The 23,475-nt window shown below is 61.9% G+C and carries 29 protein-coding genes; 20 read left to right on the top strand and 9 right to left on the bottom strand.

Annotated elements, in window-relative coordinates; all coding sequences use genetic code 11:
• Window positions 1-55 precede the first annotated feature (55 nt).
• From hisD to hisF, 10 genes are all read left to right on the top strand, one after another.
• Window positions 56-1,378: a histidinol dehydrogenase gene (gene hisD / locus M1L53_RS15270; protein ID WP_054187186.1), complete on the top strand. Its 1,323-nt coding sequence runs from the start codon at window positions 56-58 to the stop codon at window positions 1,376-1,378.
• Window positions 1,375-2,517, top strand: coding sequence for a histidinol-phosphate transaminase (locus tag M1L53_RS15265; protein ID WP_042449556.1), 1,143 nt, complete (start codon window positions 1,375-1,377; stop codon window positions 2,515-2,517). The genes hisD and M1L53_RS15265 overlap by 4 nt, the downstream gene beginning before the upstream one ends.
• Window positions 2,514-3,128 carry an imidazoleglycerol-phosphate dehydratase HisB gene (hisB, locus tag M1L53_RS15260; RefSeq protein ID WP_003942383.1) on the top strand — a complete coding sequence of 205 codons (615 nt, stop codon included), beginning with the start codon at window positions 2,514-2,516 and terminating at the stop codon, window positions 3,126-3,128. Before M1L53_RS15265 ends, hisB begins: the two co-directional genes overlap by 4 nt.
• The gene (locus M1L53_RS15255; RefSeq protein ID WP_185744461.1) at window positions 3,125-3,274 is read left to right on the top strand and encodes a hypothetical protein; all 150 of its coding nucleotides are present in this window, start codon (window positions 3,125-3,127) and stop codon (window positions 3,272-3,274) included. Before hisB ends, M1L53_RS15255 begins: the two co-directional genes overlap by 4 nt.
• A 68-nt stretch (window positions 3,275-3,342) precedes the next feature.
• The gene (locus M1L53_RS15250) at window positions 3,343-4,464 is read left to right on the top strand and encodes an MFS transporter (protein ID WP_042449554.1); all 1,122 of its coding nucleotides are present in this window, start codon (window positions 3,343-3,345) and stop codon (window positions 4,462-4,464) included.
• Between the two features lie 9 nt (window positions 4,465-4,473).
• Window positions 4,474-5,109, top strand: a complete 636-nt coding sequence (hisH, locus tag M1L53_RS15245) for an imidazole glycerol phosphate synthase subunit HisH (protein WP_003942389.1) — start codon at window positions 4,474-4,476, stop codon at window positions 5,107-5,109.
• Window positions 5,106-5,357: a hypothetical protein gene (locus M1L53_RS15240; RefSeq protein WP_054187187.1), complete on the top strand. Its 252-nt coding sequence runs from the start codon at window positions 5,106-5,108 to the stop codon at window positions 5,355-5,357. The genes hisH and M1L53_RS15240 overlap by 4 nt, the downstream gene beginning before the upstream one ends.
• Window positions 5,358-5,376: 19 nt before the next feature.
• Entirely contained in the window at window positions 5,377-6,111 is a 735-nt protein-coding gene (gene priA, locus M1L53_RS15235; protein ID WP_003942371.1) for a bifunctional 1-(5-phosphoribosyl)-5-((5-phosphoribosylamino)methylideneamino)imidazole-4-carboxamide isomerase/phosphoribosylanthranilate isomerase PriA, read from the top strand.
• Window positions 6,112-6,120: 9 nt separating this feature from the next.
• The gene (locus M1L53_RS15230; protein WP_003942414.1) at window positions 6,121-6,954 is read left to right on the top strand and encodes an inositol monophosphatase family protein; all 834 of its coding nucleotides are present in this window, start codon (window positions 6,121-6,123) and stop codon (window positions 6,952-6,954) included.
• Window positions 6,951-7,724: an imidazole glycerol phosphate synthase subunit HisF gene (gene hisF / locus M1L53_RS15225; protein WP_054187188.1), complete on the top strand. Its 774-nt coding sequence runs from the start codon at window positions 6,951-6,953 to the stop codon at window positions 7,722-7,724. Before M1L53_RS15230 ends, hisF begins: the two co-directional genes overlap by 4 nt.
• Here the strand turns inward: hisF and M1L53_RS15220 are convergent.
• Window positions 7,721-8,338, bottom strand: coding sequence for a TetR/AcrR family transcriptional regulator (locus M1L53_RS15220; protein ID WP_185744506.1), 618 nt, complete (start codon window positions 8,336-8,338; stop codon window positions 7,721-7,723). The two genes, hisF and M1L53_RS15220, sit on opposite strands and share 4 nt — an antisense overlap.
• Before the next feature lie 104 nt (window positions 8,339-8,442).
• On the opposite strand from M1L53_RS15220, the gene M1L53_RS15215 reads away from it, so the two are divergent.
• On the top strand, window positions 8,443-9,924 hold the full coding sequence (locus M1L53_RS15215) for an NAD(P)/FAD-dependent oxidoreductase (protein ID WP_054187190.1): 1,482 nt from the start codon (window positions 8,443-8,445) through the stop codon (window positions 9,922-9,924).
• 21 nt (window positions 9,925-9,945) lie between these two features.
• Here the strand turns inward: M1L53_RS15215 and M1L53_RS15210 are convergent, their stop codons facing one another.
• Complete coding sequence (locus tag M1L53_RS15210) at window positions 9,946-10,467, bottom strand: universal stress protein (protein ID WP_054187191.1); 522 nt, start codon at window positions 10,465-10,467, stop codon at window positions 9,946-9,948.
• 101 nt (window positions 10,468-10,568) lie between these two features.
• On the opposite strand from M1L53_RS15210, the gene hisI reads away from it, so the two are divergent.
• The 4 genes from hisI to M1L53_RS15190 all read left to right on the top strand — a co-directional run bounded on the left by hisI (window position 10,569) and on the right by M1L53_RS15190 (window position 11,999).
• Complete coding sequence (hisI, locus tag M1L53_RS15205; RefSeq protein ID WP_003942390.1) at window positions 10,569-10,916, top strand: phosphoribosyl-AMP cyclohydrolase; 348 nt, start codon at window positions 10,569-10,571, stop codon at window positions 10,914-10,916.
• A 6-nt stretch (window positions 10,917-10,922) separates the two neighbouring features.
• On the top strand, window positions 10,923-11,216 hold the full coding sequence (locus tag M1L53_RS15200) for a DUF1905 domain-containing protein (protein ID WP_054187192.1): 294 nt from the start codon (window positions 10,923-10,925) through the stop codon (window positions 11,214-11,216).
• Window positions 11,217-11,278: 62 nt separating this feature from the next.
• Window positions 11,279-11,539: a hypothetical protein gene (locus M1L53_RS15195; protein WP_223304508.1), complete on the top strand. Its 261-nt coding sequence runs from the start codon at window positions 11,279-11,281 to the stop codon at window positions 11,537-11,539.
• 73 nt (window positions 11,540-11,612) lie between these two features.
• On the top strand, window positions 11,613-11,999 hold the full coding sequence (locus tag M1L53_RS15190) for a DUF2784 domain-containing protein (RefSeq protein ID WP_054187193.1): 387 nt from the start codon (window positions 11,613-11,615) through the stop codon (window positions 11,997-11,999).
• 60 nt (window positions 12,000-12,059) lie between these two features.
• Here the strand turns inward: M1L53_RS15190 and M1L53_RS15185 are convergent, their stop codons facing one another.
• Window positions 12,060-12,485: a nitroreductase/quinone reductase family protein gene (locus M1L53_RS15185; RefSeq protein WP_029255500.1), complete on the bottom strand. Its 426-nt coding sequence runs from the start codon at window positions 12,483-12,485 to the stop codon at window positions 12,060-12,062.
• A 109-nt stretch (window positions 12,486-12,594) separates the two neighbouring features.
• Here M1L53_RS15185 and M1L53_RS15180 point away from each other — a divergent pair, with 109 nt between their 5' ends.
• A complete protein-coding gene (locus M1L53_RS15180; protein ID WP_003942406.1) occupies window positions 12,595-13,017 on the top strand; it encodes a metalloregulator ArsR/SmtB family transcription factor in 423 nt (140 codons plus the stop codon).
• Window positions 13,014-14,027 carry a cation diffusion facilitator family transporter gene (locus M1L53_RS15175; protein WP_042449543.1) on the top strand — a complete coding sequence of 338 codons (1,014 nt, stop codon included), beginning with the start codon at window positions 13,014-13,016 and terminating at the stop codon, window positions 14,025-14,027. The genes M1L53_RS15180 and M1L53_RS15175 overlap by 4 nt, the downstream gene beginning before the upstream one ends.
• Window positions 14,028-14,061: 34 nt before the next feature.
• On the opposite strand, the gene M1L53_RS15170 is transcribed toward M1L53_RS15175, so the two are convergent.
• Window positions 14,062-14,673 (bottom strand): hypothetical protein, encoded by a 612-nt coding sequence (locus M1L53_RS15170; protein ID WP_007732226.1) that lies wholly within the window; start codon window positions 14,671-14,673, stop codon window positions 14,062-14,064.
• A gap of 269 nt (window positions 14,674-14,942) precedes the next feature.
• On the opposite strand from M1L53_RS15170, the gene M1L53_RS15165 reads away from it, so the two are divergent.
• Entirely contained in the window at window positions 14,943-18,095 is a 3,153-nt protein-coding gene (locus M1L53_RS15165) for a multicopper oxidase family protein (protein WP_261949228.1), read from the top strand.
• A gap of 58 nt (window positions 18,096-18,153) precedes the next feature.
• Here the strand turns inward: M1L53_RS15165 and M1L53_RS15160 are convergent, their stop codons facing one another.
• From M1L53_RS15160 to M1L53_RS15140, 5 genes are read right to left on the bottom strand one after another with little or no spacing between them, the layout of a single operon-like run.
• Window positions 18,154-18,387 (bottom strand): ferredoxin, encoded by a 234-nt coding sequence (locus M1L53_RS15160; RefSeq protein WP_082900857.1) that lies wholly within the window; start codon window positions 18,385-18,387, stop codon window positions 18,154-18,156.
• A complete protein-coding gene (locus M1L53_RS15155) occupies window positions 18,384-19,601 on the bottom strand; it encodes an NADH-ubiquinone oxidoreductase-F iron-sulfur binding region domain-containing protein (RefSeq protein ID WP_231915780.1) in 1,218 nt (405 codons plus the stop codon). The genes M1L53_RS15160 and M1L53_RS15155 overlap by 4 nt, the downstream gene beginning before the upstream one ends.
• Before the next feature lies 1 nt (window position 19,602).
• Window positions 19,603-20,160: a ferric reductase-like transmembrane domain-containing protein gene (locus tag M1L53_RS15150; protein ID WP_054187195.1), complete on the bottom strand. Its 558-nt coding sequence runs from the start codon at window positions 20,158-20,160 to the stop codon at window positions 19,603-19,605.
• Window positions 20,161-20,162: 2 nt separating this feature from the next.
• The gene (locus M1L53_RS15145) at window positions 20,163-21,104 is read right to left on the bottom strand and encodes an FAD:protein FMN transferase (protein WP_021333647.1); all 942 of its coding nucleotides are present in this window, start codon (window positions 21,102-21,104) and stop codon (window positions 20,163-20,165) included.
• Window positions 21,101-21,376: a hypothetical protein gene (locus M1L53_RS15140; protein ID WP_021333646.1), complete on the bottom strand. Its 276-nt coding sequence runs from the start codon at window positions 21,374-21,376 to the stop codon at window positions 21,101-21,103. Before M1L53_RS15140 ends, M1L53_RS15145 begins: the two co-directional genes overlap by 4 nt.
• A gap of 98 nt (window positions 21,377-21,474) precedes the next feature.
• On the opposite strand from M1L53_RS15140, the gene M1L53_RS15135 reads away from it, so the two are divergent.
• Window positions 21,475-22,218, top strand: coding sequence for a response regulator transcription factor (locus tag M1L53_RS15135; RefSeq protein ID WP_021333645.1), 744 nt, complete (start codon window positions 21,475-21,477; stop codon window positions 22,216-22,218).
• The gene (locus tag M1L53_RS15130; RefSeq protein WP_082900856.1) at window positions 22,215-23,450 is read left to right on the top strand and encodes a cell wall metabolism sensor histidine kinase WalK; all 1,236 of its coding nucleotides are present in this window, start codon (window positions 22,215-22,217) and stop codon (window positions 23,448-23,450) included. The genes M1L53_RS15135 and M1L53_RS15130 overlap by 4 nt, the downstream gene beginning before the upstream one ends.
• Window positions 23,451-23,475 lie beyond the last annotated feature (25 nt).

Raw genomic sequence — 23,475 nt, 5'->3', positions numbered from 1 at the left:
GACCGGTTTGCTGCCGCTTGCACAGGCACCCCGTTTGCGTACGAGAGGAACTCTCATGCTTGCCCGCACCGACCTGCGTGGTCGTACCCCATCCACGGCCGAACTTCGCGCCGCGCTTCCCCGAGGTGGAGTGGATGTGGACGCGGTACTGCATCAGGTTCGCCCGATGGTCGAAGCCGTCCGTGATCGCGGGGCAGAAGCCGCCCTCGAGTTCGGCGAGAAGTTCGACGGCGTTCGTCCGGCTTCGGTTCGTGTACCAGCAGCCGAGCTCGAGCGCGCACTTCGTGAACTCGACCCCGCAGTCAAGGAAGCCCTCGAGGTTGCGATCGAGCGCACCCGCACGGTGCACGCCGACCAGCGTCGCAAGGACACCGTCACCGAGGTTGTTCCGGGTGGCACGGTCACCGAGCGTTGGGTTCCGGTCGAGCGCGTCGGGCTGTACGTGCCCGGCGGCAATGCCGTGTACCCGTCCAGCGTTGTCATGAACGTCGTGCCGGCTCAGACGGCCGGCGTCGGATCACTTGTTGTCGCCTCGCCGCCCCAAGCCGACTTCGGCGGATTGCCGCACTCGACCATCCTTGCCGCAGCAGCCATGCTCGGCGTCGACGAGGTGTGGGCCGTCGGCGGCGGGCAGGGCGTCGCCCTCCTTACCTACGGCGGAACCGACACCGATGGAACCGAGCTTGTCCCGGTCGACCTCATCACCGGTCCCGGCAACATCTACGTCACTGCCGCCAAGCGTCTGTGCCGCGGACTGGTCGGCATCGACGCGGAAGCCGGTCCCACCGAGATCGCGATCCTCGCCGACCACACCGCTGACCCGGTCCACGTTGCCGCCGATCTCATCAGCCAGGCCGAGCACGACGTGATGGCCGCCAGCGTTCTTGTCACGACCAGCGTCGACTTGGCCGACGCGGTCGACAAGGCTCTGGCTGCGCAGCTCGAGATCACCAAGCATCGCGAGCGCGTCACCACGGCACTGACCGGTAGCCAGTCGGGCACGGTGCTCGTTTCTGATGTTTCCGCTGGTCTGCGCGTCGTCAATGCGTATGCGGCAGAGCACCTCGAGATCCAGACCGAGGATGCAACCGGGGTGGCAGCTCAGGTCACCAGCGCTGGTGCCGTGTTCGTCGGCCCGTGGGCGCCGGTCAGTCTCGGCGACTACTGCGCCGGCTCCAACCACGTTCTGCCGACGGCCGGGTGTGCACGCCACTCCTCCGGTCTGAGTGTGCAGACGTTCCTTCGTGGAATCCACGTGATCGACTACTCCGAGTCTGCACTGAAAGACGTTGCCGGACATGTCATCACGCTGGCCAATGCGGAGGATCTGCCGGCTCACGGCGAGGCTGTGCGTCTGCGATTCGAGGCTCTGCGATGAGTAGTGCTCCTGGAGAGTCGATTTCGGTCGACGCCCTGCCGATTCGCGAGAACCTGCGTGGAAAGTCGGCGTACGGCGCACCGCAGTTGACGGTTCCGGTTCAGCTCAACACGAACGAGAACCCGCATCCGCCGACCCAGGCGCTCATCGACGATGTGGCCGAATCCGTGCGCGAAGCCGCGAAGGAACTGCACCGCTACCCCGACCGTGACGCTGTGGCGTTGCGGACGGATCTGGCGGCGTACCTGGCGAAGCAGACAGGTGTACCGGTCACCGTCGACAATCTGTGGGCGGCAAACGGATCGAACGAGATTCTGCAGCAACTTCTTCAGGCGTTCGCAGGTCCGGGACGTAGCGCGATGGGTTTTGTGCCTTCGTACTCGATGCACCCGATCATCGCCGACGGTACCGATACCGAGTGGGTCGAGGTCTTCCGTCGGGACGACTTCGCACTCGACGTGGATGCTGCCGTCACCGTGATCGCGGAACGTCGACCCGACGTCGTGTTCGTGACCAGCCCCAACAACCCGACCGGACACAGCGTCGGCATTGCAGAACTGCGACGCATCCTCGACGTGGCGCCGGGCATCGTGATCGTGGACGAGGCGTACGCGGAGTTCTCCGCTGCCCCGAGCGCGATGACGCTGATCGACGAGTTCCCGGCCAAGCTGGTTGTGACCCGCACCATGAGCAAGGCTTTCGCGTTTGCCGGTGGCCGACTCGGCTACCTCGCCGCCGCTCCCGCGTTCATCGACGCACTGTTATTGGTGCGCTTGCCTTATCACCTCTCGGTGGTCACGCAGGCGGCGGCACGTGCCGCCCTGCGTCACGCCGACGAGACCCTCGGCAGTGTGCACGCCTTGTCCGCCGAGCGCGATCGCGTGTCGAAGGCGCTGGCGGACACCGGTTTCCGAGTGATTCCCAGTGACGCGAACTTCATCTTGTTCGGACAGTTCACCGACAGTGCACAGGCGTGGAAGGAATACCTCGACCGCGGGGTTCTCATCCGCGACATCGGCATCCCCGGATATCTGCGGGCCACCGTGGGACTCGAAGCCGAGAACGACGCGTTCATCAAGGCCAGTGACGAAATCGCAGGCACCCAGCTGGTCGACACGAATTCAGGAGAGACGGCATGAGCGATCGCATCGCGCGGATCGAACGAACAACTCGGGAATCAAGCATCGTCGTCGAACTGAATCTGGACGGGACCGGCATCGTCGACGTCTCCACCGGCGTTCCGTTCTTCGACCACATGCTCAACGCCCTGGGTACGCACGCCAGCTTCGATCTCGACGTCAAGGCGAAGGGTGACGTCGAGATCGACGCTCACCACACCGTCGAGGACACCGCGATCGTTTTCGGCCAGGCGCTCGGCCAGGCTCTCGGCGACAAGAAGGGCATCCGTCGTTTCGGCGACGCTTTCATCCCGATGGACGAAACGCTGGCGCACGCGTCGGTCGACGTCTCCGGTCGCCCGTACTGCGTGCACACCGGTGAGCCCGACTACATGGTGCATTCCGTCATCGGCGGGTACCCGGGCGTTCCGTATCACGCGGTGATCAACCGCCACGTGTTCGAGTCGATCGCATTGAATGCACGTATCGCACTGCACGTTCGGGTTCTGTACGGCCGCGATCAGCACCACATCACCGAGGCGGAGTACAAGGCCGTTGCGCGAGCTCTGCGTGAGGCGGTCGAGCCGGATCCGCGCGTGAGCGGCGTGCCGTCGACGAAGGGCACACTGTGAGCGTCCTCTTCACCTACTTGCTGTTCATCGGCGCGGGAATTGCCGTGGGCGGCGCCTACTCGATGTTCAAGGTCAACAAGCTTGCGTCGGGAATCCTTCGGGCGTTGGCGGTTCTGGCGGCGGTAGCGGGCGCACTGCGTCTGTGACGCGAAAAGTGACTGCGTCTGAGACGCAAGATCCTGCTCCATCGCCGGGGTTGCTTCGCACTCCGGGCATGATCGGTGTCCTGATCATGGCGGCAGCAGCTTTCGGTGGCTGGTCGTTGCTGTTGCCGGTGGTGCCGTTGCTGGTTGCGCAGTCCGGCGGATCGGATGCGCTTGCCGGATCGGTGACCGGTGTCTTCATGGCGGCCACGGTCTTGACGCAACTGCTCGTGCCTCGGTTGTTGCGGACGCAGGGCTACCGGCGCGTGCTGGCGGTCGGGTGTCTGCTCCTCGGCCCACCGTCGTTGGTGCTGTTGATCTCGGCCGACGCCGGCCCTGTCCTGGCGGTTTCCGCGGTGCGTGGCATCGGTTTCGGCATGCTGACGGTGGCCGGCAGTGCACTGGTGGCGGAGTTGGCGCCCAAACGAATTCTGGGCCGTGCCACCGGTGCTCAGGGAATCGCGATCGCAGCGTCACAAATGGCGGGGCTTCCGCTGGGGCTTGCGATCATGGAACGGTGGTCGGCGACACCGGTGTTCGTCCTCGGTGCGCTGATCCCGGCGCTCGCGCTGGTGGCCATTGCCGGGTTGCCGAAGATCTTCGCCCAGCCGACCGGGGAATCCGTTCGACTGAGTGTGTTCGCCGTCTTGGTTCCGGTGCTCGCTCTGGCGTGCGTGTCCGCGTCGTTCGGCGGGCTGTCGTCTCTACTGCCGATCGCAATCTCGGAGCGCGCGGCCGTTGCAGGTGTGGTGTTGGCGACCGCCAGTGGATCGATGTTGATCGGCCGGTACTCGGCGGGCCTGATCGCCGATCGTCTCGGCAGTGGTCGGACACTCGCGCCGGCATTGGCGTCGTCGACCATCGGATTGGTGCTGTTCGCGATCAACGTCGACGGCGGGTCGACGCCGGTCTTGTTCTGCGCGGCGGTCCTTTTCGGGCTGGGGTTCGGGGCGGTACAGAACGAGTCCTTGGTCATGGCGTTTCAGGCTGCCGGCCCGAGGCAACTCGGATCCGCCAGCGCGATCTGGAACATCGGCTACGACGCCGGCACCGGAATCGGTGCACTGGCGTTGGGATTCGTGGCCACGACTGCCGGCTATGCGTGGGTCTTCGCGGTCTCCGCGGTCGTTGTCGCTCTGCTCCCGGCACTGGCCGCGGGCGGCAAAGTGATCGGCAGCAGGGTTGCCCGATAGAGTTGGGGCATGAGCGCTTCCACGATTGCTGTACTCGATTACGGCTCCGGCAACCTGCATTCGGCTACTCGCGCACTGGCGCGCACCGGGGCGCAGGTGGAGGTGACCAACGACATGAAGGTTGCACTGGCGGCCGACGGTCTCGTGGTGCCCGGCGTCGGCGCGTTCGCGGCCTGCATGGAAGGTCTGCGTGCAGTGCAGGGTGACCGAATCATCGGCAGACGCCTGGCCGGTGGCCGACCGGTGCTGGGCATCTGCGTCGGCATGCAGATTCTGTTCGACCGGGGAGTCGAATTCGGTGTCGAGGCGGAGGGCTGTGGCGAATGGCCCGGCACCGTGGAGAGGCTGCAAGCAGAGGTCCTGCCGCACATGGGCTGGAACACCGTGGAGGCTCCGGAGTCCAGCACCCTGTTCAAGGGCATAGACGCCGATACCCGCTTCTACTTCGTCCACTCCTACGGTGTGCAGAGTTGGGAGCTCGCGCCGTCCGAGCACATTGCACCCCCGAAGCTGACATGGGCCGATCACGGCGGAAAGTTCCTCGCTGCCGTCGAGAACGGTGCGTTGTCGGCAACGCAGTTCCACCCCGAGAAATCCGGTGACGCGGGCGCCGAGCTGCTGAGCAACTGGGTGCAGAGTTTGTGACCGGGGGATCCGGACCGAACCGCGGTGACGATTTCTCCCTCGCCCGTCTGGCGTTGTTCTCGCTCGGCGCCGCTGTGGCTGCGCTGACGGTCGCAACTGTCGTCATCGTTGTTCTCAAACCATCGCCGGGCGTCGGCCTCGTGATCGGTCTCGTGGGGGTCGCCGCTGCGATTGCGGCAATGGGCGTCGTATCCAAGCGGATGACCCGAAAAGCGTTCGGTGACCCGGAAGACGGTTCGAGGTCCTGACCTACTAGGGTTACCGCACGTGAGCCTGGTCCTTTTGCCTGCTGTAGATGTCGTCAACGGTGAAGCTGTTCGCCTCGTGCAAGGAGAGGCGGGAAGTGAGACCGGTTACGGGTCGCCCCGCGACGCTGCTCTTGCGTGGCAGAACGACGGTGCCGAATGGGTGCATCTTGTCGACCTCGACGCTGCTTTCGGGCGTGGGTCCAACAGTGAACTGTTGGCCGGCGTCATCGGCGACCTGACGGTCAAGGTGGAACTGTCCGGTGGAATCCGCGACGACGCTTCCCTGGAAGCCGCACTGGCCACCGGCTGTGCTCGCGTGAATCTCGGTACTGCCGCTATCGAGGATCCCGAGTGGTGTGCGCGTGCATTGGCCAAGTACGGCGACAAGATCGCTGTCGGCCTCGATGTTCGTCTCGTCGACGGTCAGTACCGCACCCGTGGTCGCGGCTGGGTCACCGACGGCGGCGATCTGTGGGAGACCCTCGCGCGTCTGGACCGTGACGGCTGCACTCGTTACGTCGTCACCGACGTCTCCAAGGACGGCACACTCACCGGTCCCAATCTCGAACTTCTCAGCCAGGTCTGCGCGGTCACCGACGCGCACGTCGTCGCCTCCGGTGGTGTGTCGACCATCGAGGATCTACTCGCCATTTCCAGCCTGGTTGATCAGGGTGTCGAGGGCGCGATCGTGGGCAAGGCATTGTATGCCGGTCGCTTCACTCTCCCCGAAGCACTGGCAGCAGTTTCCGGATAGATTTTCCAGATGACTCCGACGCGTGACCTCGACGAACTTCTCGCGATTGCGGGTCGGCTTCTCGACGGCGTCCACGATCAGTTCGTCTCCGGTGTCGGCGCCCCGAGTGCGGTCCGCAAGGGCTGGGGTGATTTTGCCACCGAGGTCGATCTTGCGCTCGAGAAGCGGTTGACCGCGGAGTTGTTCGAGCAGACCGGCATCGAGGTGCACGGCGAGGAATTCGGCGGTCCCGACGTCGGTTCCGGGCTCGTCTGGGTTCTCGACCCCGTTGACGGTACTTTCAACTACTCGGCCGGATTGCCCACTGCCGGAACGTTGTTGGCGCTTCTCGACGACGGTGTCCCGGTGCTCGGATTGACCTGGCTTCCATTGATCGGTCACACGTACGCGACTCGCGCCGGCGGTCCGTTGTTGGTCAATGGAATCGCCGTACCGCCGCTGGAGCCAACCGATCTGGCGTCGTCGATCGTCGGCTTGGGTGCGCTCAACGTCAACAGTCGAGGGCGGATCCCCGGCAGTTTCCGTCTCGACCTCCTCGCCGAGATCAGCAAGGTGTCCTCGCGGATCCGGATACACGGTTCAACCGGAGTCGATCTGGCCTTCACCGCGGCCGGCATCCTGGGCGGTGCGATCGTCTACGGCCGCAACGCGTGGGACAACGCGGCCGGGGTCGCGCTCGTTCGCGGTGCGGGCGGGGTGGTCACCGACCTGGCCGGCCGCCCGTGGACCGTAGAATCGGAGTCGGTGCTCGCTGCCGCTCCGGGCATCCACGGTGAGATTCTCGATATCCTCAACGCGCTCGGTGATCCGCGCGCTTCGTCCTCAGGAGGACCACAGTCATGACCCTCGCAGTTCGTGTGATTCCGTGCCTCGACGTCGACGCCGGGCGAGTGGTCAAGGGTGTCAATTTCGAGAATCTTCGCGACGCCGGAGATCCGGTGGAACTCGCGGCAGCGTACGACGCTCAGGGCGCCGACGAACTGACCTTCCTGGACGTGACCGCCTCCACGTCGGATCGCGGCACGATGCTCGACGTCGTAAGTCGCACTGCCGAGCAGGTTTTCATTCCTCTGACCGTCGGCGGTGGAGTGCGCACGGTCGCGGATGTCGATCGTCTGCTGCGTGCCGGTGCCGACAAGGTCAGCGTGAACACCGCGGCGATTGCGCGCCCGGAACTGCTGAAGGAACTGAGTGAGCGTTTCGGCTCGCAGTGCATCGTCCTCTCGGTCGATGCCCGCACCGTTCCCCAGGGGCAGCCGGACACACCGTCGGGGTGGGAGGTCACGACGCACGGGGGCAAGCGCGGCACCGGGATCGACGCTGTCGAGTGGGCCGAGCGTGGTGCAGAGTTGGGAGTGGGGGAGATCCTGCTCAACTCGATGGATGCCGACGGCACCAAAGCGGGCTTCGACCTTCTGATGATCCGCGCTGTCCGGGCGGCAGTCCACGTACCGGTGATCGCCAGTGGCGGTGCCGGCCTGGTCGAGCACTTTGCCCCTGCAGTCGAAGCGGGCGCAGACGCAGTTCTCGCAGCAAGTGTCTTCCACTTCGGCGATCTGAGCATCCCGGAGGTCAAGGATGCGATGCGTGCCGAGAGAATCGTCGTTCGCTAGGCGTTCTCGGCGCGGATTCCGTCGAACATGAGGCGGCTGATGGCTTGGTTCAACGCCGTGCAGTCGACGGACGAACCGGCTCGCAATCCTTGAATCGCACTTGCCAGCATCATGCCGTTGACGGCCTGCGCAGTGTTGTCGACGTCGAGGTCGGCGCGTAGATAGCCGCATTCGACTCCGTGATGCAGGTACGCCGCGGTCAAGGATGCCGACTGGTCGAGTAGATCGAGCATCCGGCCAGTGAGATCGGCGTCGACGCCTGTCGTCTCGAAGAGCAGAACCCGCGGAATGCGCGGGTCGTCGAAGAAGATGCGGGGGAGCGCTTCGGCGATGCGACCGACCTGGGCGCGGTACTCGTCCAATGTATTTGCTGCGTCAGGGGCATTTTCGACGGCGAGTGCGCTGATGATCTTTGCGATCAGATCGTCGATGACGTGGTCGATGATGTCGCGCTTGTTCTCGAAGTACCGGTAGAAGGTCCCGTGACCGATTCCGAGAGTTGTTGCGATATCGGCAATTCCGGTCGCGTGGTAGCCGCGTTCCGCGAAGCACTCGAATGATGCGTCGATGATCTCGCGGCGCAATTCCGCCTTTTTTCGTTCCGCTCTGGTCATGGCCTTCGTCACATCAGGAATGATACCGTTCTCAATAACGGAATGACGTGTCAGTTTCTGATGTGCAGTTTTTCTGATGTGCAGTTCACGAGAGGGATTCTCCGATGGCAGTGCAGTACGACGCAGTTGTGGTGGGGGCGGGCTTCGGCGGAATGGGTGCGGCCATTCAACTCAAGCGGCTGGGCCTGAACAACCTGGCGATCCTCGAGCGCGAGGACGATCTGGGTGGAACCTGGCACGTCAACCGCTATCCCGGTCTGGCTGTCGACATCGCGTCGGTCACCTACTCGTATTCGTTCGAGCCCAATCCGAACTGGTCCAGGCTTTTCGCACCGGGCGCGGAACTGAAGAAGTACGCCGATCACGTCGCGGACAAGTACGATCTGCGGAAGCACATGACGTTCGGTGCCGTGGTCAACGGAGCCCGCTGGGACGAGGATTCCTCGCACTGGGTCGTATCCGTCGAAGGCGCGCCGGACATCACTGCCAAGTACCTCCTGACTGCGACGGGTTTCCTCTCGCAACCGCATCGGCCCGACATCTCCGGTATCGACGACTTCGCCGGCAAGATCATCCACACCACGGCCTGGGACGATTCCTACGATCTGTCCGGCACCAAGACCGCAATCATCGGAACCGGCGCCACCGCTGTGCAGTTGATCCCCGAGGTGGCGCGGCAGGCCGCAGAGTTGACCGTCTACCAACGCACCCCGATCTGGGTGGTTCCCAAGATCGACGTCTCCATTCCGAATGCAGTGCAGAAGCTGTTCTCGCGTATTCCGCTCACCCAGCGAATCGCCCGCGCTGTCAGTTCGTCGATCCTAGAAATGATCATGGTCAGCGCGGTCCTTCACTACAAGCAGGTCAAACTGTTGAACAAGGGTGCGGCGGCCGCATCACGTGCGTTTCTGCGGTCCCAGGTCAGCGACGCCAGCCTTCGCAAACAACTCACACCGGACTACGACTTCGGGTGCAAGCGTCCCACATTTTCCAACAACTACTTCCGTACGTTCACCAAGGACAACGTGCATCTCGAAACGACGCCGATCGACCACATCGCTGCCGACGGAATCGTCACCGCCGACGGTCGCAAGACCGAGATCGACACCTTGGTGCTGGCAACGGGATTCAACCTCTGGGATGTGAACTTTCCAGCCATCGAGGTTATCGGTCGCGAGGGACGAAACCTCGGTAAGTGGTGGCGCGACAACCGTTTCCAGGCCTACGAAGGGGTCGCGGTTCCGTATTTCCCCAACTTCCTCACGCTCGCCAGTCCGTACTCGTACAGCGGGTTGTCCTACTTCACGACGATCGAATCCCAGATGCAGCACATGGATCGACTGCTCGGCGAGGTGAAACGGCGCGGCGCGGAAACATTCGAGGTCACCGAAACTGCCAACGCCGAGTTCCTCGACCGGATGACCGAGAACCTGGCGGACTCCGTCTTCTACGGCGGTAGTTGCCAGACTGCACGAAGCTATTACTTCAATCAGCACGGCGAGGCTGCGATTCTGCGGCCCACGTCTACACGGAATGCGTTCGTCGAAGCGAAACGCTTTCCGCTCGAGGACTATTCGATCATCTAGGCGGGCTTGTCCCGCGTTCGGCTATCTTGCCGAGCTGACTCCGGTCGGAACCGATATCACGGGATAACGGTTCTGCCGGTTCAGTCGGGAAGTGACCGAGATGTGCATCAGTCGGCTCACCGCGGAGGCAGCGCCTTTTCGCGGAGATCCGATCACGATGGTAAATGCGTCGTATTTGTCCGCGGTTGCGAGAATGACACCGGCCGGGTCTCCATAGGTGCAGTCGTACGTCCAGGTGTCGGCGTGCGAGGCAAGTGCCGAGGTTGTCTGCTCGCGTTGCGACACCATCTCGTCGTGCAGACGCGTTTCGAATTCTGGTGAGTCGGTTTCGACAGGTAGGTCCTCTGACGTGATGCAGTGAACGACGTGGAGGGCTGAATCCTCCTTGGCGGCAAGCGTCAGTGCGTAGCTGAGTACATTCTTGCTGGTAGCACCTGGGCCGATGCCGAGAACGACGTGGCGGGTTCGGACGCGATCGGTACTCGGGTTCGCGAGATGGCAGATGTACTCCGGGTGCGGACCGTCATGATGCTGATGGTTCATGTCGGATCTTCTTCCAGAGCGAGAAGCGAAGGAACTTCCATTCTAGGGCGGCCGTGCAGGGGAATTCCACGGAAGTCACAGGTGGAAGGTATAAACGTCATATGAGTCTTGATCCCGCAATCGCGGCGAAGCTGAAGCGAAACGACGCCGGACTGTTCAGCGCGGTTGCGCAGGAGAAGTCGACCGGTGATGTGCTGATGGTCGCGTGGATGGACGACGAAGCGCTCGCGCGAACACTGGAAACCCGTAAGGGGACGTACTATTCGCGCTCGCGGCAGCAGTACTGGGTCAAGGGTGAGACGTCGGGGCACACCCAGTACGTCCACGAGGTGCGACTCGACTGTGACGGCGATTCCGTCTTGCTGATCGTCGATCAGGAGGGCGCCGCCTGCCACACCGGCACTCACACGTGTTTCGACACCGACGTCCTGCTCGCTGCTGAGCAGTGACGCGAGATGGCCACTGACAAGACTCCACAACCGCTCGATTACTCGTTCACCGCTCCCATCGAGAAAGACGGTGCGTTCGCAACGTTCTTGACCGTGCCCGCCTCGGCGGAACTTCTGGGAACCAGACGCGCTGTGAAGGTGCTCGGAACCCTCGATGGTGAGCATCCCTTCGAGGCGACGCTGATGCCCTCCGGCGACGGACCGCACTGGCTTCCGCTGCGCGTGGCGCTGTGCAAGGCGATCGGCAAGAGCGCCGCTGGAGAAGAGGTAGCGGTACATCTACAGCAGCGACTGAGCTGAAGTTTTCCCGAACCAAGGAGCGCCGTCGTGCAATTCTGTTCGATTTCGAACATGCCGCGGACGTGGAGCCGGATCGGTGGGCCGAGTACGGTCCAGGTGCCGTCGGCGTCGGGTGGGACATGGGACTGCTCGGGCTGGCTCGACACGTGGAACTGGGGATCGCGACGCCACTCGAGACACCCGAGTGGTCGGCGAGCGACGAGGCCAAGGCATTCATCGCGGGAAGCAGTGAACTGTGGGCCGAAGCTGCGATCGCATCGGGCGACGACCCGGATGCGGCTGCAGCCGCCGCTGCTCGCACGACCGCTGCATACACCGGGTAGATCACCTCTACGAGGACTAACATCGGATTAGTCTGGTTGTTGCGGGACTTCCGCGCCACGAGCGGAGACGACGATGGTGTATCGGCTCATCGAAGTAGTAACGGTGTTCGTTCACTTCGGGTTTGTCCTCTATGTGGTGCTGGGTGGGTTCGTGGCGTGGAAGTGGCGTCGTACCATCGGTTTCCACCTTCTTGCAGTCGTCTGGGGAGTCGGTTCGATAGCGGTCGGATACGACTGCCCGCTGACCAATCTCGAGAACTGGGCCCGCCGGATGGCCGGGATCGCGGAGTTGCCGTCCACCGGATTCATCTCGCACTACATCACCGGCGTGTTCTATCCGGCGAGTATCGAAGGCCTTGTACAGGCGCTCGCGGCGACAGTGGTTGTCGGATCCTGGGTAGGATACGTGCTGCTGGGACGGCATGCGAAGGGTGAGGTGAAAGCCTCTTCAGTGACCTGATTCCGTACAAACGATCCCAGCCGTTTCCGAATGGAAACGACTGGGAGGTGCTACCAGGATTTACGCGCGAGTCAGGGCTACCACCGGGATTGTGCGGATCCCAGCGGTCTTCTCCGCGTATTCGGCAAATCCCGGGTATCGACTGGCCTGCTCGTCGTAGATGCGGTCACGCTTCTCGCCGGTTACTTCGCTGACGGAGACCGGGTATGTTTCGGTGCCGATCTCGACCTCTGCCTGGTCGGTGGCAACGAGGTTGTAGTACCAGTCGGGATTGGTCGGGGCACCGGCCTTGGATGCAAAAACGTAGATGGTCTTCGGATCCTGCTCGTCTGCCAGATACATCATGGGACTCACGAAATCGCGTCCGGATTTGCGTCCTGTGTGGTGGACCAACACCATGGGCGCACCTTCGAAGGGGCCGCCTACCTTGCCCTCGTTCTCCCGAAATTCCGCAATGATTCCTGCGTTCCAATCGTCGGTACTCATCGTTGTCTCCCGGTCTGCGAGTGGCGAAGGGCTCTGCCGCCAAGCTTTGCACAACTGGTGAATCGACGAGAGGTCATCTTCGGCGTCCAGCATGATCTACTATCTACGTATGAACGCAGATAGTGGTGTTTGTCGCCGCAAGCTTCCCGATGATCAAGTCGACCTCGTCGTCGAGGTGTTCCGCATGCTGGCCGACGCAACCCGTGTGCAGGTCTTGTGGGCATTGGTCGACCGCGAGTGCTCGGTGAACGAACTGGCGGAACGCGTCGGCAAGCCGGCGCCCTCGGTGTCGCAGCACCTGGCGAAATTGCGCATGGCAAGGTTGGTACGAACCCGCCGCGATGGTACGACGGTGTTCTATCGCCTGGAGAACGACCATGTGCGCCAACTGGTTACGGATGCGGTCTTCAATGCGGAGCATGCCGGACCCGGGTTGCCGGGGCATCACCGTAGTGAAGGTGAGCTTCGGGAGATACACCCGGAGCGCTCGGCGAACGTCGATCGGACCGATCAAGAAGAAGGTGCGTCATGACGCACGAACCCAAGACGTCCCACGGCCACGGCCACCGCCATGTCCACGGGCCGAAGGGATTTCGATCGGCAGTCCGCGAAGTGTTCTCGCCGCACAGTCACGACGCTGCCGACAGTGTCGACGACGCATTGGAATCGAGCGCAATCGGCATCCGGGCGGTCAAGATCAGTCTTGTCGCGCTCGGAGTCACCGCAGTTGCTCAGGTTGCGATCGTGGCGATCTCGGGTTCGGTGGCGCTGCTGGCGGACACCATTCACAACTTCTCCGACGCGCTCACGGCAGTCCCACTCTGGATTGCCTTCGCGCTCGGTCGGCGCGCTGCGACCAGGCGCTATACCTATGGTTTCGGGCGTGCGGAGGATTTGGCCGGACTGTTCGTGCTCGCCATGATCGCACTGTCGGCAGTGATCGCCGGTGTCGAGGCGGTGAGGCGATTGATCAACCCGGTCGAGATCGAGCACCTCGGTTGGGTAGCGGCGGCAGGTTTGATCGGTTTCATCGGAAACGAATTGGTGGCGTTGTATCGGATCAGGGTCGGCAGGCAAATCGGTTCAGCGGCCCTGGTGGCCGATGGATTGCATGCTCGGACCGACGGATTCACTTCGCTCGCAGTCCTTCTGGGGGCGGGGGGAGTTGCGCTGGGTTTCCCGTTGGCAGATCCGATCATCGGCCTTGTCATCACCGTTGCCATCGTGGCGGTGCTCAGGACTGCAGCGCGAGACGTCTTCCGGAGGTTGATGGACGGCGTCGAACCTGAGTTGGTGGACGACGCAGAGCATGCATTGATGCACGAACCTGGAGTCCTCGGTGTTCGTGATCTGAAGATGCGGTGGATCGGACACCGACTGCATGCCGATGCAGAACTCGACATCGATCCCCGGGCAACACTTGCCGAAGCTCATGCGATTGCACACAGCGCCGAGCATTCGCTCACTCACGCGGTGCCCAAACTCGCTACTGCCTTGGTGCATGCGTACCCGGCGCATGACGCGGCCAACTCCGAAGTCTGATACCGGCCGCCTTCCCGGTGATCTGTGCTTGATGTCAAGCGCAGGCGGCTTCCCAGGCGAAACCGTCTGGGTCTGTGAAGGTTTCAGACGTGCCGGCAACGGTCAGACGGTGTGATCCGGTGCCTTCCGGAGCAACCCCGGCATCCTTTGCCAAAGCGCGGCGACCATACAGTGCGAGTGTCACATTGTTTGCTGCACTGGTGAATTCGACGTACTTGCGACCGAAGCTCTTGGACACCTCGAGTCCGCGGTCGAGGTAGAACTGCTTGCTGGCCTTGACGTCTTCGGCGCCGAGCAGCAGCACGAGGCTGTCGATCGTGCGGGTGGCCGGCCCGTCGTTCTTCTTCGACGACGTGGCGATCTTCCAGATCGAACCGTCTGGAGCCTGGACGACTCCGCCGTATCCCCAGAGGGATTTCTTCACAGGCTTCAAGGCGGTGGCACCGGCTGCGAGTGCTGCGCCGACGAAGGCGTCGACGATGTTCGGTTGGGAGACGACGAGCGAAAGGGTGTACCCACGAAACCCTGTTGTCGGTTCGTTCGATTCGCGTAGCTGGATTCGATCTCCGACGCCGAGAGCGTTGTAGAAGGCTTCGGCTGCCGCGAGGTCGGGAACGTCGAGTATCACGGATTTCGCGGTGGTCATCTGGGCGCTCCCTGCTGATGTGTGGATTGGCGACGTGTGGTCGGAAGTGGACTTCTGTGGTGTGTTCATGTGTTTCAACGTAATTGCGGGTCCCGTGGCTGTGCTTCTCGATTTCTGATCGGTTTGCTGAGACTGCTTGCAAGGTGCAGCACTCACGCAGGCCTTAGGTGGGCGATTTGTCGTGAATATCCTGTTCAGCCGATGTTTTCTCGATAGGCTGGTGAGCGCTGATCGGACGTACCTCACGCCACCATGGAACGGGGAAACCAGTGATCGCACTGCGACGAAAGTCGTTAGCCGCAGCAGTTGTGGTGTCCATGACGATGGCGTTGGCCGCGTGTACCTCCGCTGAATCGGCGCCCGAGGTGGGCGGCAATTACGGCTCTGGCGGAACCGCCGTCGACTATCGGGAGCCGGTGAAACTGAGTAGCCGAGATGGTGTTCTCGAGGTGCGCTTGTCCGCTCATCAGGGAGTGATTCCGCTCGATACCGCTTCGGCGCCCGTGTCGAATTTTCTGCTCTTCGGGTACGAGGTCATCCGCGGTACGGCGTCGGACGGATCGACCTCGGCGAGTGACGTCTATCCGGCGCCGACTCTCCGCGTCAATCCCGGAGAGCGATTGATCATTCATTACGACAACGATTTGCAGGATCTCACGATCCAGGACTTCTACGATCCGGCATTCACACCGGCGGGCGGGGGCGTGCCGATCTATCCGCCGGCGCTGACGTCGGCTCCGCTGAATCTGCACACGCACGGAGTGCACGTGAGTCCGGACGGCAATGCGGACAACGTGTTGCTCAACATTCCAGCCGGCCAGGGAAACGTGTACGACTACGCGATTCCGGGGACGATGCCGAACGGTCTGTACTGGTATCACAGTCACCGGCACACCCTCACCGCCCAGCAGACGTACATGGGCCTGGCCGGGCTACTGGAAATCGGCCGGCCGGACGGCAATCTGCCTGTCGTGACGGCAAACGACGTTCCGATTCGCGATATGGCACTGCAGTACAACTTCGTATTCGACCGCAAAGGAAAGGGCCGACAGCTCAACGACGCGAACTGGCCCCAATTCGTCAGTACGTTGACGCCACCCGCCGGTACGGAACTAGCCGACGGGACGTACCGTCCGAGCCTTGCTCCGGTGAATTTCTCGGACACCACCGAGGGCGCGCAGTATTTCACCAACTGGTACACCGGACCGTTGTCCCCGGCCAATCATCGTGGACAGAATCAATTCGTTCCAGGCAATCTGCAGAGCTTCGTGGGTGAATCGACGACTGTACCGGCCGATCCTTCACTGCCGGACAACCAACGCGATGTGCAGTACACCGTGAACGGTCAGTTCCAGCCGTCGCTGAAACTGAAGCCGGGGCAGACCGAGATCTGGGTGCTTGCCAACATCAGCGACTTTGCCTACATGCCGGTCACGTTGACGGAAACCGCAACCGGCGCCCATCCGAAGTTCGCCATCGTAGGGCAGGACGGAAACCCGTTCGACGAGGTCAGGCCACCCGTGGACGGGGACGGAACCAGGCTGGTGATTCCGCCGGCCTCGCGATACGCAATCGCAGTGACGATGCCGGAGTCCGGCGATCTGGTGCTGGAGATGCCACCGCTCGAAGGTGCAAAGCCGGTGAGCAATCCAGGCATTCTCTACACCAACAACGGTACCGACAATCCGCCCGCCGAACTCGGAACCGTCACCGTCGACCCGTCGGTGATCAGTTACGCGGACGGATTCTTCACGTTCCCGACTCAGCAGTTGATCCGTGCGACGCCAGACGAGGGTGAAGGAAAGACGACTCCCTTCGAGTTCGGACAGAAGCTCGATACCTACACCTCGTTCGTGGATACCGCAGCGATGACGCCCGACGTGACCCGCAATCTCACAGTGTCCGGTGGGTTCGGAAACGAGAAGGCCAGCAACAGCGATCCGAAGGCCTTCACCTACGAATTCGCCGACAACACGTTCCCCAACATTCCGCTGATTCAACCGCGACTGAATTCCGTTGAGGAATGGAAGATCACGAACCTCAACAACGACGAACACCCGATGCATATTCACGTCAACCACTTCCAGGTAACGGAAGTTGTGGATCCCGTCGCAGGTACCACGACGGGCGTTCAGCCCTGGGGAATCGACAACGTGAACGTGCCCGCTCCGGTGACTGACGAGAATGAGAATGCTCTCGAGCCTGCGTCAGTGACGTTGCGAACGAAGTTCACCGAGTACACCGGAACCTTTGTGATTCACTGCCACCGACTCAACCACGAGGACAACGGTTTGATGGCGACTGTCAACGTGATTCCCGAGGTATCGACATATGCCGTCGCGATACCTGGTTCGGCCGGCGTGCCCGCCAAGGTGCAGATATTCGATGCCAACGGCGACAAACTGATCACTGCTGTGACGCCCTTCCCGTCGTTCGAAGGCACCCCGAGTGTTGCGATGGCGGACGTGAACGGAGACATGGTGCTTGATCTGGTCGCTGGAACAGGTGCAGGCTCGGCTCCGGAAGTGGTGGCGTACAACGCAGTCGGCGGCGTGCCGTTCACCGACGAGTTGGCAAGATTCGCCCCCTTCGATGTGGGTTTCCGCGGTGGAGTGAACGTCGGCGGTGTCGACATCGACGGAAATGCACTGGCAGACAACATCATCGTTGCATCAGGCCCAGGGATGGAGTCGCAGGTCAAGATCTACTCCACCGACCTTCCGGCGGACAAGAGGTCCGCACCCACAGAATTCGGTTCGTTCTCGCCGTACCCGGGATCGAGTAGCGGAGTCACGTTCGCAACCGGAATGGTTGACAGTCACTCCGGTCGAGCGAGCATCGTGACAGCACCCGGTGCGGGCGAGGAGCCCTTGATCAAGACGTTCCGCTACGACCTGTACGAACCGACGGCGGCTGCGCAGGGCGGCTCCGATGAACACGCAGGTCATACGGCTGGTCCGGCAACGACATCACAGTTCTTGGCATTCGATCAGGACTACCGCGACGGGGTGTCTCTGTCGACGGGTTGGGTGGCCGGCGCCGAGGGCGGAGCAAAGTCGATAGTGGCAGGCATGCTCGGAGGCGAAGGATCCGTCCGCGTCTTCTCGAGTGGATCGAGGCTCGACGGTGCGCCCGAGATGTACCTGGAGAGCCCAGATCATCATTCGACGGACGTGGTGTTTCGGGAAGTTGCATCCTTCGATCCGTTCGCCGGTCCAGGGACGGGTGTCGGAGTAGCCACGACGAGCACGACCACCGGCGCGGATCTCCTCGTCAGCGGCAGCGACGGAAGTGGTGCCGAAGTTCGGAAATTCACTCTCGGTCGTTCCGATCCGTCTGCGACCACATTGACACCGACACTTGCGGGAACGCTCCCTCCCTACCCCGTCGGTGGGGGAGCGCTGCCGCTCGGCGGTCGATGATCGATGTCGACAGTATGGACTGATTGCGGAGTCGGGATCTGTGCATGGAAACAGATTTTCATCGATCCTGACCCGAGAGAACCCTCAATGACGCTCTGGGACAGAGTTTGACGGCGCGTTGGGCATCCGTTTCGAGTTCGGCGGGAATGTGTGGCTCACGTCGGCGATCGTGTGGGAGTGGATATCCCCATTCGTCGCGCGTCAGCAGGGTCGGCAGCAATTCTGTGCACAGTCCTCGACCTTCACATGTAGTCCAATCGATGTGTAGGACTTTGGGCGATTTTGTGCTCATGATGCCGCTCCCATCCGTGTGTTGACCTCGCAGGCTCCTGCGGCATGCATTCGGAGATCGTGCTGGAAAACGTGAAGGGAGCTCCTCACCAATCTCACTGCCCCGTCCGGATGTTTGCATGCTCCACGCCCCTCGACCAGATCTGCCAGATATCGGATCGACTCCTGGGTATGGACCGACCCTGAGCGATAGGCAATCTCGGATAACGCGCGTGCCAGTCGGGGCATTCCGTTGATGCACGGTCCACACTGCCGAGCGCTTTGATCGGCGAGATACTCAACGATGTCGGCCGAAGTCTTCAGACCACACCTTGCGTGACCCAGTACGTGAATGACTCCGGCGCCGAGCGAAGCACCGACCGTCACCAAAGCCGTTGTTGTCATGGTGGTGGTTGGCAAGTCTTGCGCATCGATCCAACCTCCGTGAAACCCGCCGACGAGGACTGCTCTGATAGACGGAGTATCAGTACGCGCATACTGGGTCACCAACTGATCCAATGGAATTCCCATCGGGATCTCGACGACACCACTCACGGTCACATCGCCTGACAGGGTGATCAAGGTCGTCCCCGACGCGTCGCCCAGCCCTCGCGTGCGGAACCACTCGGGTCCGTATCGGGCGATGAGAGCGATGTGCGCCAGTGTCTCTACATTGTGAACCACTGTGGGCCGTCCGTTCAGCCCGGCCACGGTGCTGTGTACCGAGCGGTCTCGAGGAATGGGTGCTCGGCCTTCGATCGTTCCGACTACCGCGGATGTCTCGCCGCTGATGAATGTCTTCGGTGAAGCCACGAGTGTGACCAAAGGCTCGGTCAGCCCGGCAGTCCTTCTTTCTTTCAACGCATTCCGTACGAATTGAAGCAGTTGCGATCCTGCGTACAGATATGTTTCTTCGCTTCCGCACTCGTGTGCGACGAGTTGTAAGCCGTCGAGGACGAGGTGCGGCGCACGTTCGAGAAGAACTGCATCCTTGTCGCTGAGCGGTTCGCCTTCGCTACCGTTTGCGATAACCACAACACGCCGTCCAGTTACGGAATCGAGTTTTCGCGCAGTCGAAAATGCCGCCCCGCCTTTCCCGTGGAGACCGGCATCGGCGAGTAGGCGGCTCAAGGTACCCGGCGACGAGCGTGGGTTGTGGCCGTGGAGGGCCGTGTGGGTGGCTAGATCGGGTGAGCATGCGGCGAGAAGGCCCGCATAGGTGGATTCGGTTGTCACGTCACGTCCTTTCCATGAGGCGCAGGGTCGAGAATTCGACGAAGTCTGTCCGGAGTCGCCAGAGAACTGCTCCGGTCACCGCGACGGCCGATCCGATGGCGATGGCGAGAAACCACGTGTGTCCTGAGTCCGTTCCGTTTCCCAGTCCGTGCGCGAACGCGATCGGCCACAGAGCGTACGCGCTCCAATGAACGACGCGAAAAATTCTGTTTCCTAGGCGATTTCGCAGTAGTCCTGTCAAGGACACCGCTAACAGAACATCGAACGCAAGGGTGCCCAGTCCGAGCCAGAAGGCACGATAGTTACCCAGGAAGGGGAAGACGAAGTCGACGAGTTTCAGTTGTGCGTACGGATCGGCCAACAGTGCCAGCATGTGTACGACTACGAGGATCACCCCGATCAAGGCGGCGTCCCTGTGCACGTTCTGCACGCCGAATCGAGGTAGTCCCGCTAGAGCTCTCCCAGACCGTGTGACGATTCCGAGAACCATCGACATCGTCATGAACACGAGAGCGGTGATACCTGTCCCTCGACCCAATGCCCACAGTGCTTCGTCCACGACTAGGGTTCCCGTCTGCCGGTGGCGACCGCATCTTCCGTCGGCCATCCGTTCAGTAGGCGGATCTCACCTGCACGGTCCACCAGTCGCACCGGTAGGCCCGTGTTCATGAGGTCCCGCGCACCTTCGAAACCTCGGACGATGCATGCGGTGCTCGCGAGGTTTGCCGACACACAACTGTCCGCGCCGACGGTGACCGTCTGCCATGCGGCATCAACGCTGGTGCCACTCCGCGGATCGACGATGTGGTGCACGTGTCTACCGTTTTGCGACCATCGACGCTTCCTGGTGCTGGATGTAGCGATGGCTGTCCCGCCTGGAATGGCGACCGTATCGGCCGGGGCGTCGTCGCCGTCTTGGACGAGAACGATCCACCCACCGTCCGGCGCCGGTCCGGCGGTAGCGATGTCTCCGCCGAGGCACACCAGGACACCGCAGTCGAGTGACATGCTGACGGCGTGCGCACATTCGTCTGCTGCGAGGGCCTTTGCCGTTGCCCCGAGGTCGAGTTGGACGCCCGAGGGAACTGTGACCTTTTGTCCGTCGAGTTTGACCGAGGTCCACTGCGGAGTAGAGACGAACGATGTCTTGATCGGCACGTCCCTGCCTTCGATCTGCGCGAAATCGCGGTCGTATCCGAGCGCGACGAGCGCTGCGCCGATGGTCGGGTCGACGGCGCCGTCCGTGCACTCGGCGCCATCGAGTGCTGTCTGGATCAGCCGGGCAAGCGTGCTACTCACTTCGACCGGTAGGCCTGTCGACTTTTCGAGAGCTCGAATCTCTGAATCGTCACGAAATCGACTGCATGCCAATTCTATTTCGAGAAGGCGCTCGTCGATTATCGACCTGGCAGATGGAATCGCCTCGGGTTTTGTCACCACGACCGTGGCTTCGAGGCCCCACACCCTCCACATGGAACTCGCGACGCTCAGGGAGGTGGTCACGATCCGGCCGATCGAGCGTGGGGAGTAGAACTTCCGCTCGAGGTCTTCGGTGCCGCCGCGGTTGAGGTAGTTTTCGATTGCGAGTTCGGAGTCGAATTGCCGCCAGGTGCACTGCTCGATTGCTTGGTTTCGTCTGTGGTCGCTGTGATCGGCGTGGCCTGCGTATCCGAATAGGCAAGTACTGTTCCGCCGACAACGCCCACGACTCCGAATGCCACGAGGGCCCCGGTGACGATTCGGGTGCGTCGAAATCCGTCTTCCGGTGTATCCATCTGATGCCTGCTCTCGAAGGTTCGATTGAGAACTCAACAATCGGCCGAGGTGCTTGTCCGGGGCTGCACGTCTGCTGTGAAGCTGCGGGGAATCGGTCGTGCCGTCGGAGAGTTCCGAGTTCCACGATCGCGGTGCAATCTTGGAGAGTTCTCAGAACGGACGTGGCAGGCTCGCAGGCATGGGCGCGAAACCACGAATTCTTCTTGTCGAGGACGACCGGCAATTGGCGGGCCTGCTTGCGGACCTCTTCGAGGAGGAAGGGCACGAGGTCGACGTGGCGCACGACGGACAAATCGGTCTGCATCTGGCGTTGACCCGCAGCTACGATGCTTTCGTTTTCGATCGTGGAGTGCCGGTCATCGACGGTGTGGAATTGCTCAGAACCCTCCGGGCGAGGGATTGCTCAGTACCGTCGTTGATCCTCACTGCTCGCGGTTCCGTTGCCGATCGAGTGGAGGGACTCGATGCCGGTGCCGAGGACTACTTGGTCAAGCCCTTCGAGATTCCCGAGTTGTTGGCTCGAATGCGTGCGCTGTTGCGTCGCCGAACGTCCATAGTGCCGATCGTGGTTGGAAGGTGGGAAATCGATCGAGTGAACCGGACGGCTACCGACACCGAGTCCGGATCGGTGACCTCGTTGTCCGAACGCGAGAGCGAACTGCTCGGGTTTCTGTGCGCATCGCCTGGGCAGGTTTTTTCTCGGACTCAGCTTCTGGGGCGTGTCTTCGGAAGTGCCGATACTCCAGGCACCGTTGACACTTATGTCCACTATCTCAGGCGGAAACTGGGCAGGGACGTCGTAGCCACCGTCCACGGACTCGGATACCGGCTCGGATCATGATTGTCCGCAGCAAAAACAAGGACAGGCAGTCGTCTGGGATCGGGTTCGGTGACGAGGTGCGTCTACGGCGAGCCGGACGTTCAGCTGCGGTCCAAGCCGCCATTGCTCTCGGTGCCGTGTTGCTGATCGTCGGAGCGGTGTCCTACGCGGGGTATGCGCGGGCACAGGATCGTCAGATTCGTTCTGCACTGACCGAGGTTGCAGCCACAGCAGACGATGCGGACGATCCGCCGCCCGGTATGTCGCTGGCCTTTCGTTCCGATGATGGGGTGGAGACCGTGAGCGCGCATGCCCCCACCGGTACCGCGGAACTCTTGGATGCGCCCGCTGGGTATTCGGATTTCACCGATGGTGACAGCAACTTCAGGGCCCTCGTCTCCGACGGTGCGGAAGGTCGCGTTGTCGTGATCGCGGCACTCGAGCCCTATGAATCAGGAAGGCAGCGATTACTTCTTGCACTCGGATTTGCCGAACTCACCGGAATTGCCGCATCTGTGGGCGTAGTGGTGTTGTTGTCCCGACGTGCGATTCAGCCACTGACACAGGCGCTCGAGTTGCAACGTCGTTTTGTCGCCGATGCATCGCACGAACTACGTGCGCCGTTGACCGTACTACACACTCGTGCACAACTTTTGGCTCGACGCGGAGACTCTCTCGAGTCTTCTGAGCTTGTTTCGCAGCTCAACGGGTTGGTGGACGACACTCGGGCCCTCGGCGAAGTCATCGAGGACCTGTTGATGGCCGCATCGATGGACGACAGCGGACAACCCCGGAATCGAGTGGACATGGCGGCAGTGTGTGAGAAGGTCCGTGACAGTGTGGCCGATCATGCTCAGAAATCTGGCGTCTCTGTCGACGTGAGCAAGGCCGGAACTGGAGAGCCAGTGGTCTTGGGGATCGAATCGGCTTTGCGCCGAGCGGTTCTCGCGCTCGTTGACAATGCGCTTGCTCACGAGCGTCCAGGAGGCCACGTCCTTCTCCGCGTCGAGCGAGATCGCGACCACGTCAGAATCCGCGTGAGCGATACGGGAATCGGAATCGAATCTGAAGCGGTTCCGATTCTGTTCGACCGATTCTCACATGGCCCGACTCAACCCGCCGGTAGCCGGCGATATGGCATCGGATTGTCCTTGGTTCGCGAGATCGCGCACGCGCACCGAGGGAAAGTCTTCGTCGAATCGACACCGGATGTCGGCTCGTCCTTCGAGATTGTGCTGCCGGTAGCTCGTTGACACCGAGCACGTTCGAGCAGGGTCC

This window comes from Rhodococcus sp. T9N, from assembly GCF_024436645.1.
In the GTDB taxonomy this organism is placed as follows: Bacteria; Actinomycetota; Actinomycetes; order Mycobacteriales; family Mycobacteriaceae; genus Rhodococcus_F; species Rhodococcus_F qingshengii.
This window is presented reverse-complemented; position numbering and strand designations above follow the sequence as displayed.

Excerpts from the sequence above, each read along its gene's own strand:
- hisD (WP_054187186.1), top strand. The coding sequence starts at position 56 with ATGCTTGCCCGCACCGACCTGCGTGGTCGTACCCCATCCACGGCCGAA.
- M1L53_RS15265 (WP_042449556.1), top strand. The coding sequence starts at position 1,375 with ATGAGTAGTGCTCCTGGAGAGTCGATTTCGGTCGACGCCCTGCCGATT.
- hisB (WP_003942383.1), top strand. The coding sequence starts at position 2,514 with ATGAGCGATCGCATCGCGCGGATCGAACGAACAACTCGGGAATCAAGC.
- M1L53_RS15250 (WP_042449554.1), top strand. The coding sequence starts at position 3,343 with ATGATCGGTGTCCTGATCATGGCGGCAGCAGCTTTCGGTGGCTGGTCG.
- hisH (WP_003942389.1), top strand. The coding sequence starts at position 4,474 with ATGAGCGCTTCCACGATTGCTGTACTCGATTACGGCTCCGGCAACCTG.
- M1L53_RS15230 (WP_003942414.1), top strand. The coding sequence starts at position 6,121 with ATGACTCCGACGCGTGACCTCGACGAACTTCTCGCGATTGCGGGTCGG.
- hisF (WP_054187188.1), top strand. The coding sequence starts at position 6,951 with ATGACCCTCGCAGTTCGTGTGATTCCGTGCCTCGACGTCGACGCCGGG.
- M1L53_RS15220 (WP_185744506.1), bottom strand. The coding sequence starts at position 8,338 with ATGACCAGAGCGGAACGAAAAAAGGCGGAATTGCGCCGCGAGATCATC.
- M1L53_RS15215 (WP_054187190.1), top strand. The coding sequence starts at position 8,443 with ATGGCAGTGCAGTACGACGCAGTTGTGGTGGGGGCGGGCTTCGGCGGA.
- M1L53_RS15210 (WP_054187191.1), bottom strand. The coding sequence starts at position 10,467 with ATGAACCATCAGCATCATGACGGTCCGCACCCGGAGTACATCTGCCAT.
- hisI (WP_003942390.1), top strand. The coding sequence starts at position 10,569 with ATGAGTCTTGATCCCGCAATCGCGGCGAAGCTGAAGCGAAACGACGCC.
- M1L53_RS15200 (WP_054187192.1), top strand. The coding sequence starts at position 10,923 with ATGGCCACTGACAAGACTCCACAACCGCTCGATTACTCGTTCACCGCT.
- M1L53_RS15190 (WP_054187193.1), top strand. The coding sequence starts at position 11,613 with ATGGTGTATCGGCTCATCGAAGTAGTAACGGTGTTCGTTCACTTCGGG.
- M1L53_RS15185 (WP_029255500.1), bottom strand. The coding sequence starts at position 12,485 with ATGAGTACCGACGATTGGAACGCAGGAATCATTGCGGAATTTCGGGAG.
- M1L53_RS15180 (WP_003942406.1), top strand. The coding sequence starts at position 12,595 with ATGAACGCAGATAGTGGTGTTTGTCGCCGCAAGCTTCCCGATGATCAA.
- M1L53_RS15175 (WP_042449543.1), top strand. The coding sequence starts at position 13,014 with ATGACGCACGAACCCAAGACGTCCCACGGCCACGGCCACCGCCATGTC.
- M1L53_RS15170 (WP_007732226.1), bottom strand. The coding sequence starts at position 14,673 with ATGACCACCGCGAAATCCGTGATACTCGACGTTCCCGACCTCGCGGCA.
- M1L53_RS15160 (WP_082900857.1), bottom strand. The coding sequence starts at position 18,387 with ATGAGCACAAAATCGCCCAAAGTCCTACACATCGATTGGACTACATGT.
- M1L53_RS15140 (WP_021333646.1), bottom strand. The coding sequence starts at position 21,376 with ATGGATACACCGGAAGACGGATTTCGACGCACCCGAATCGTCACCGGG.
- M1L53_RS15130 (WP_082900856.1), top strand. The coding sequence starts at position 22,215 with ATGATTGTCCGCAGCAAAAACAAGGACAGGCAGTCGTCTGGGATCGGG.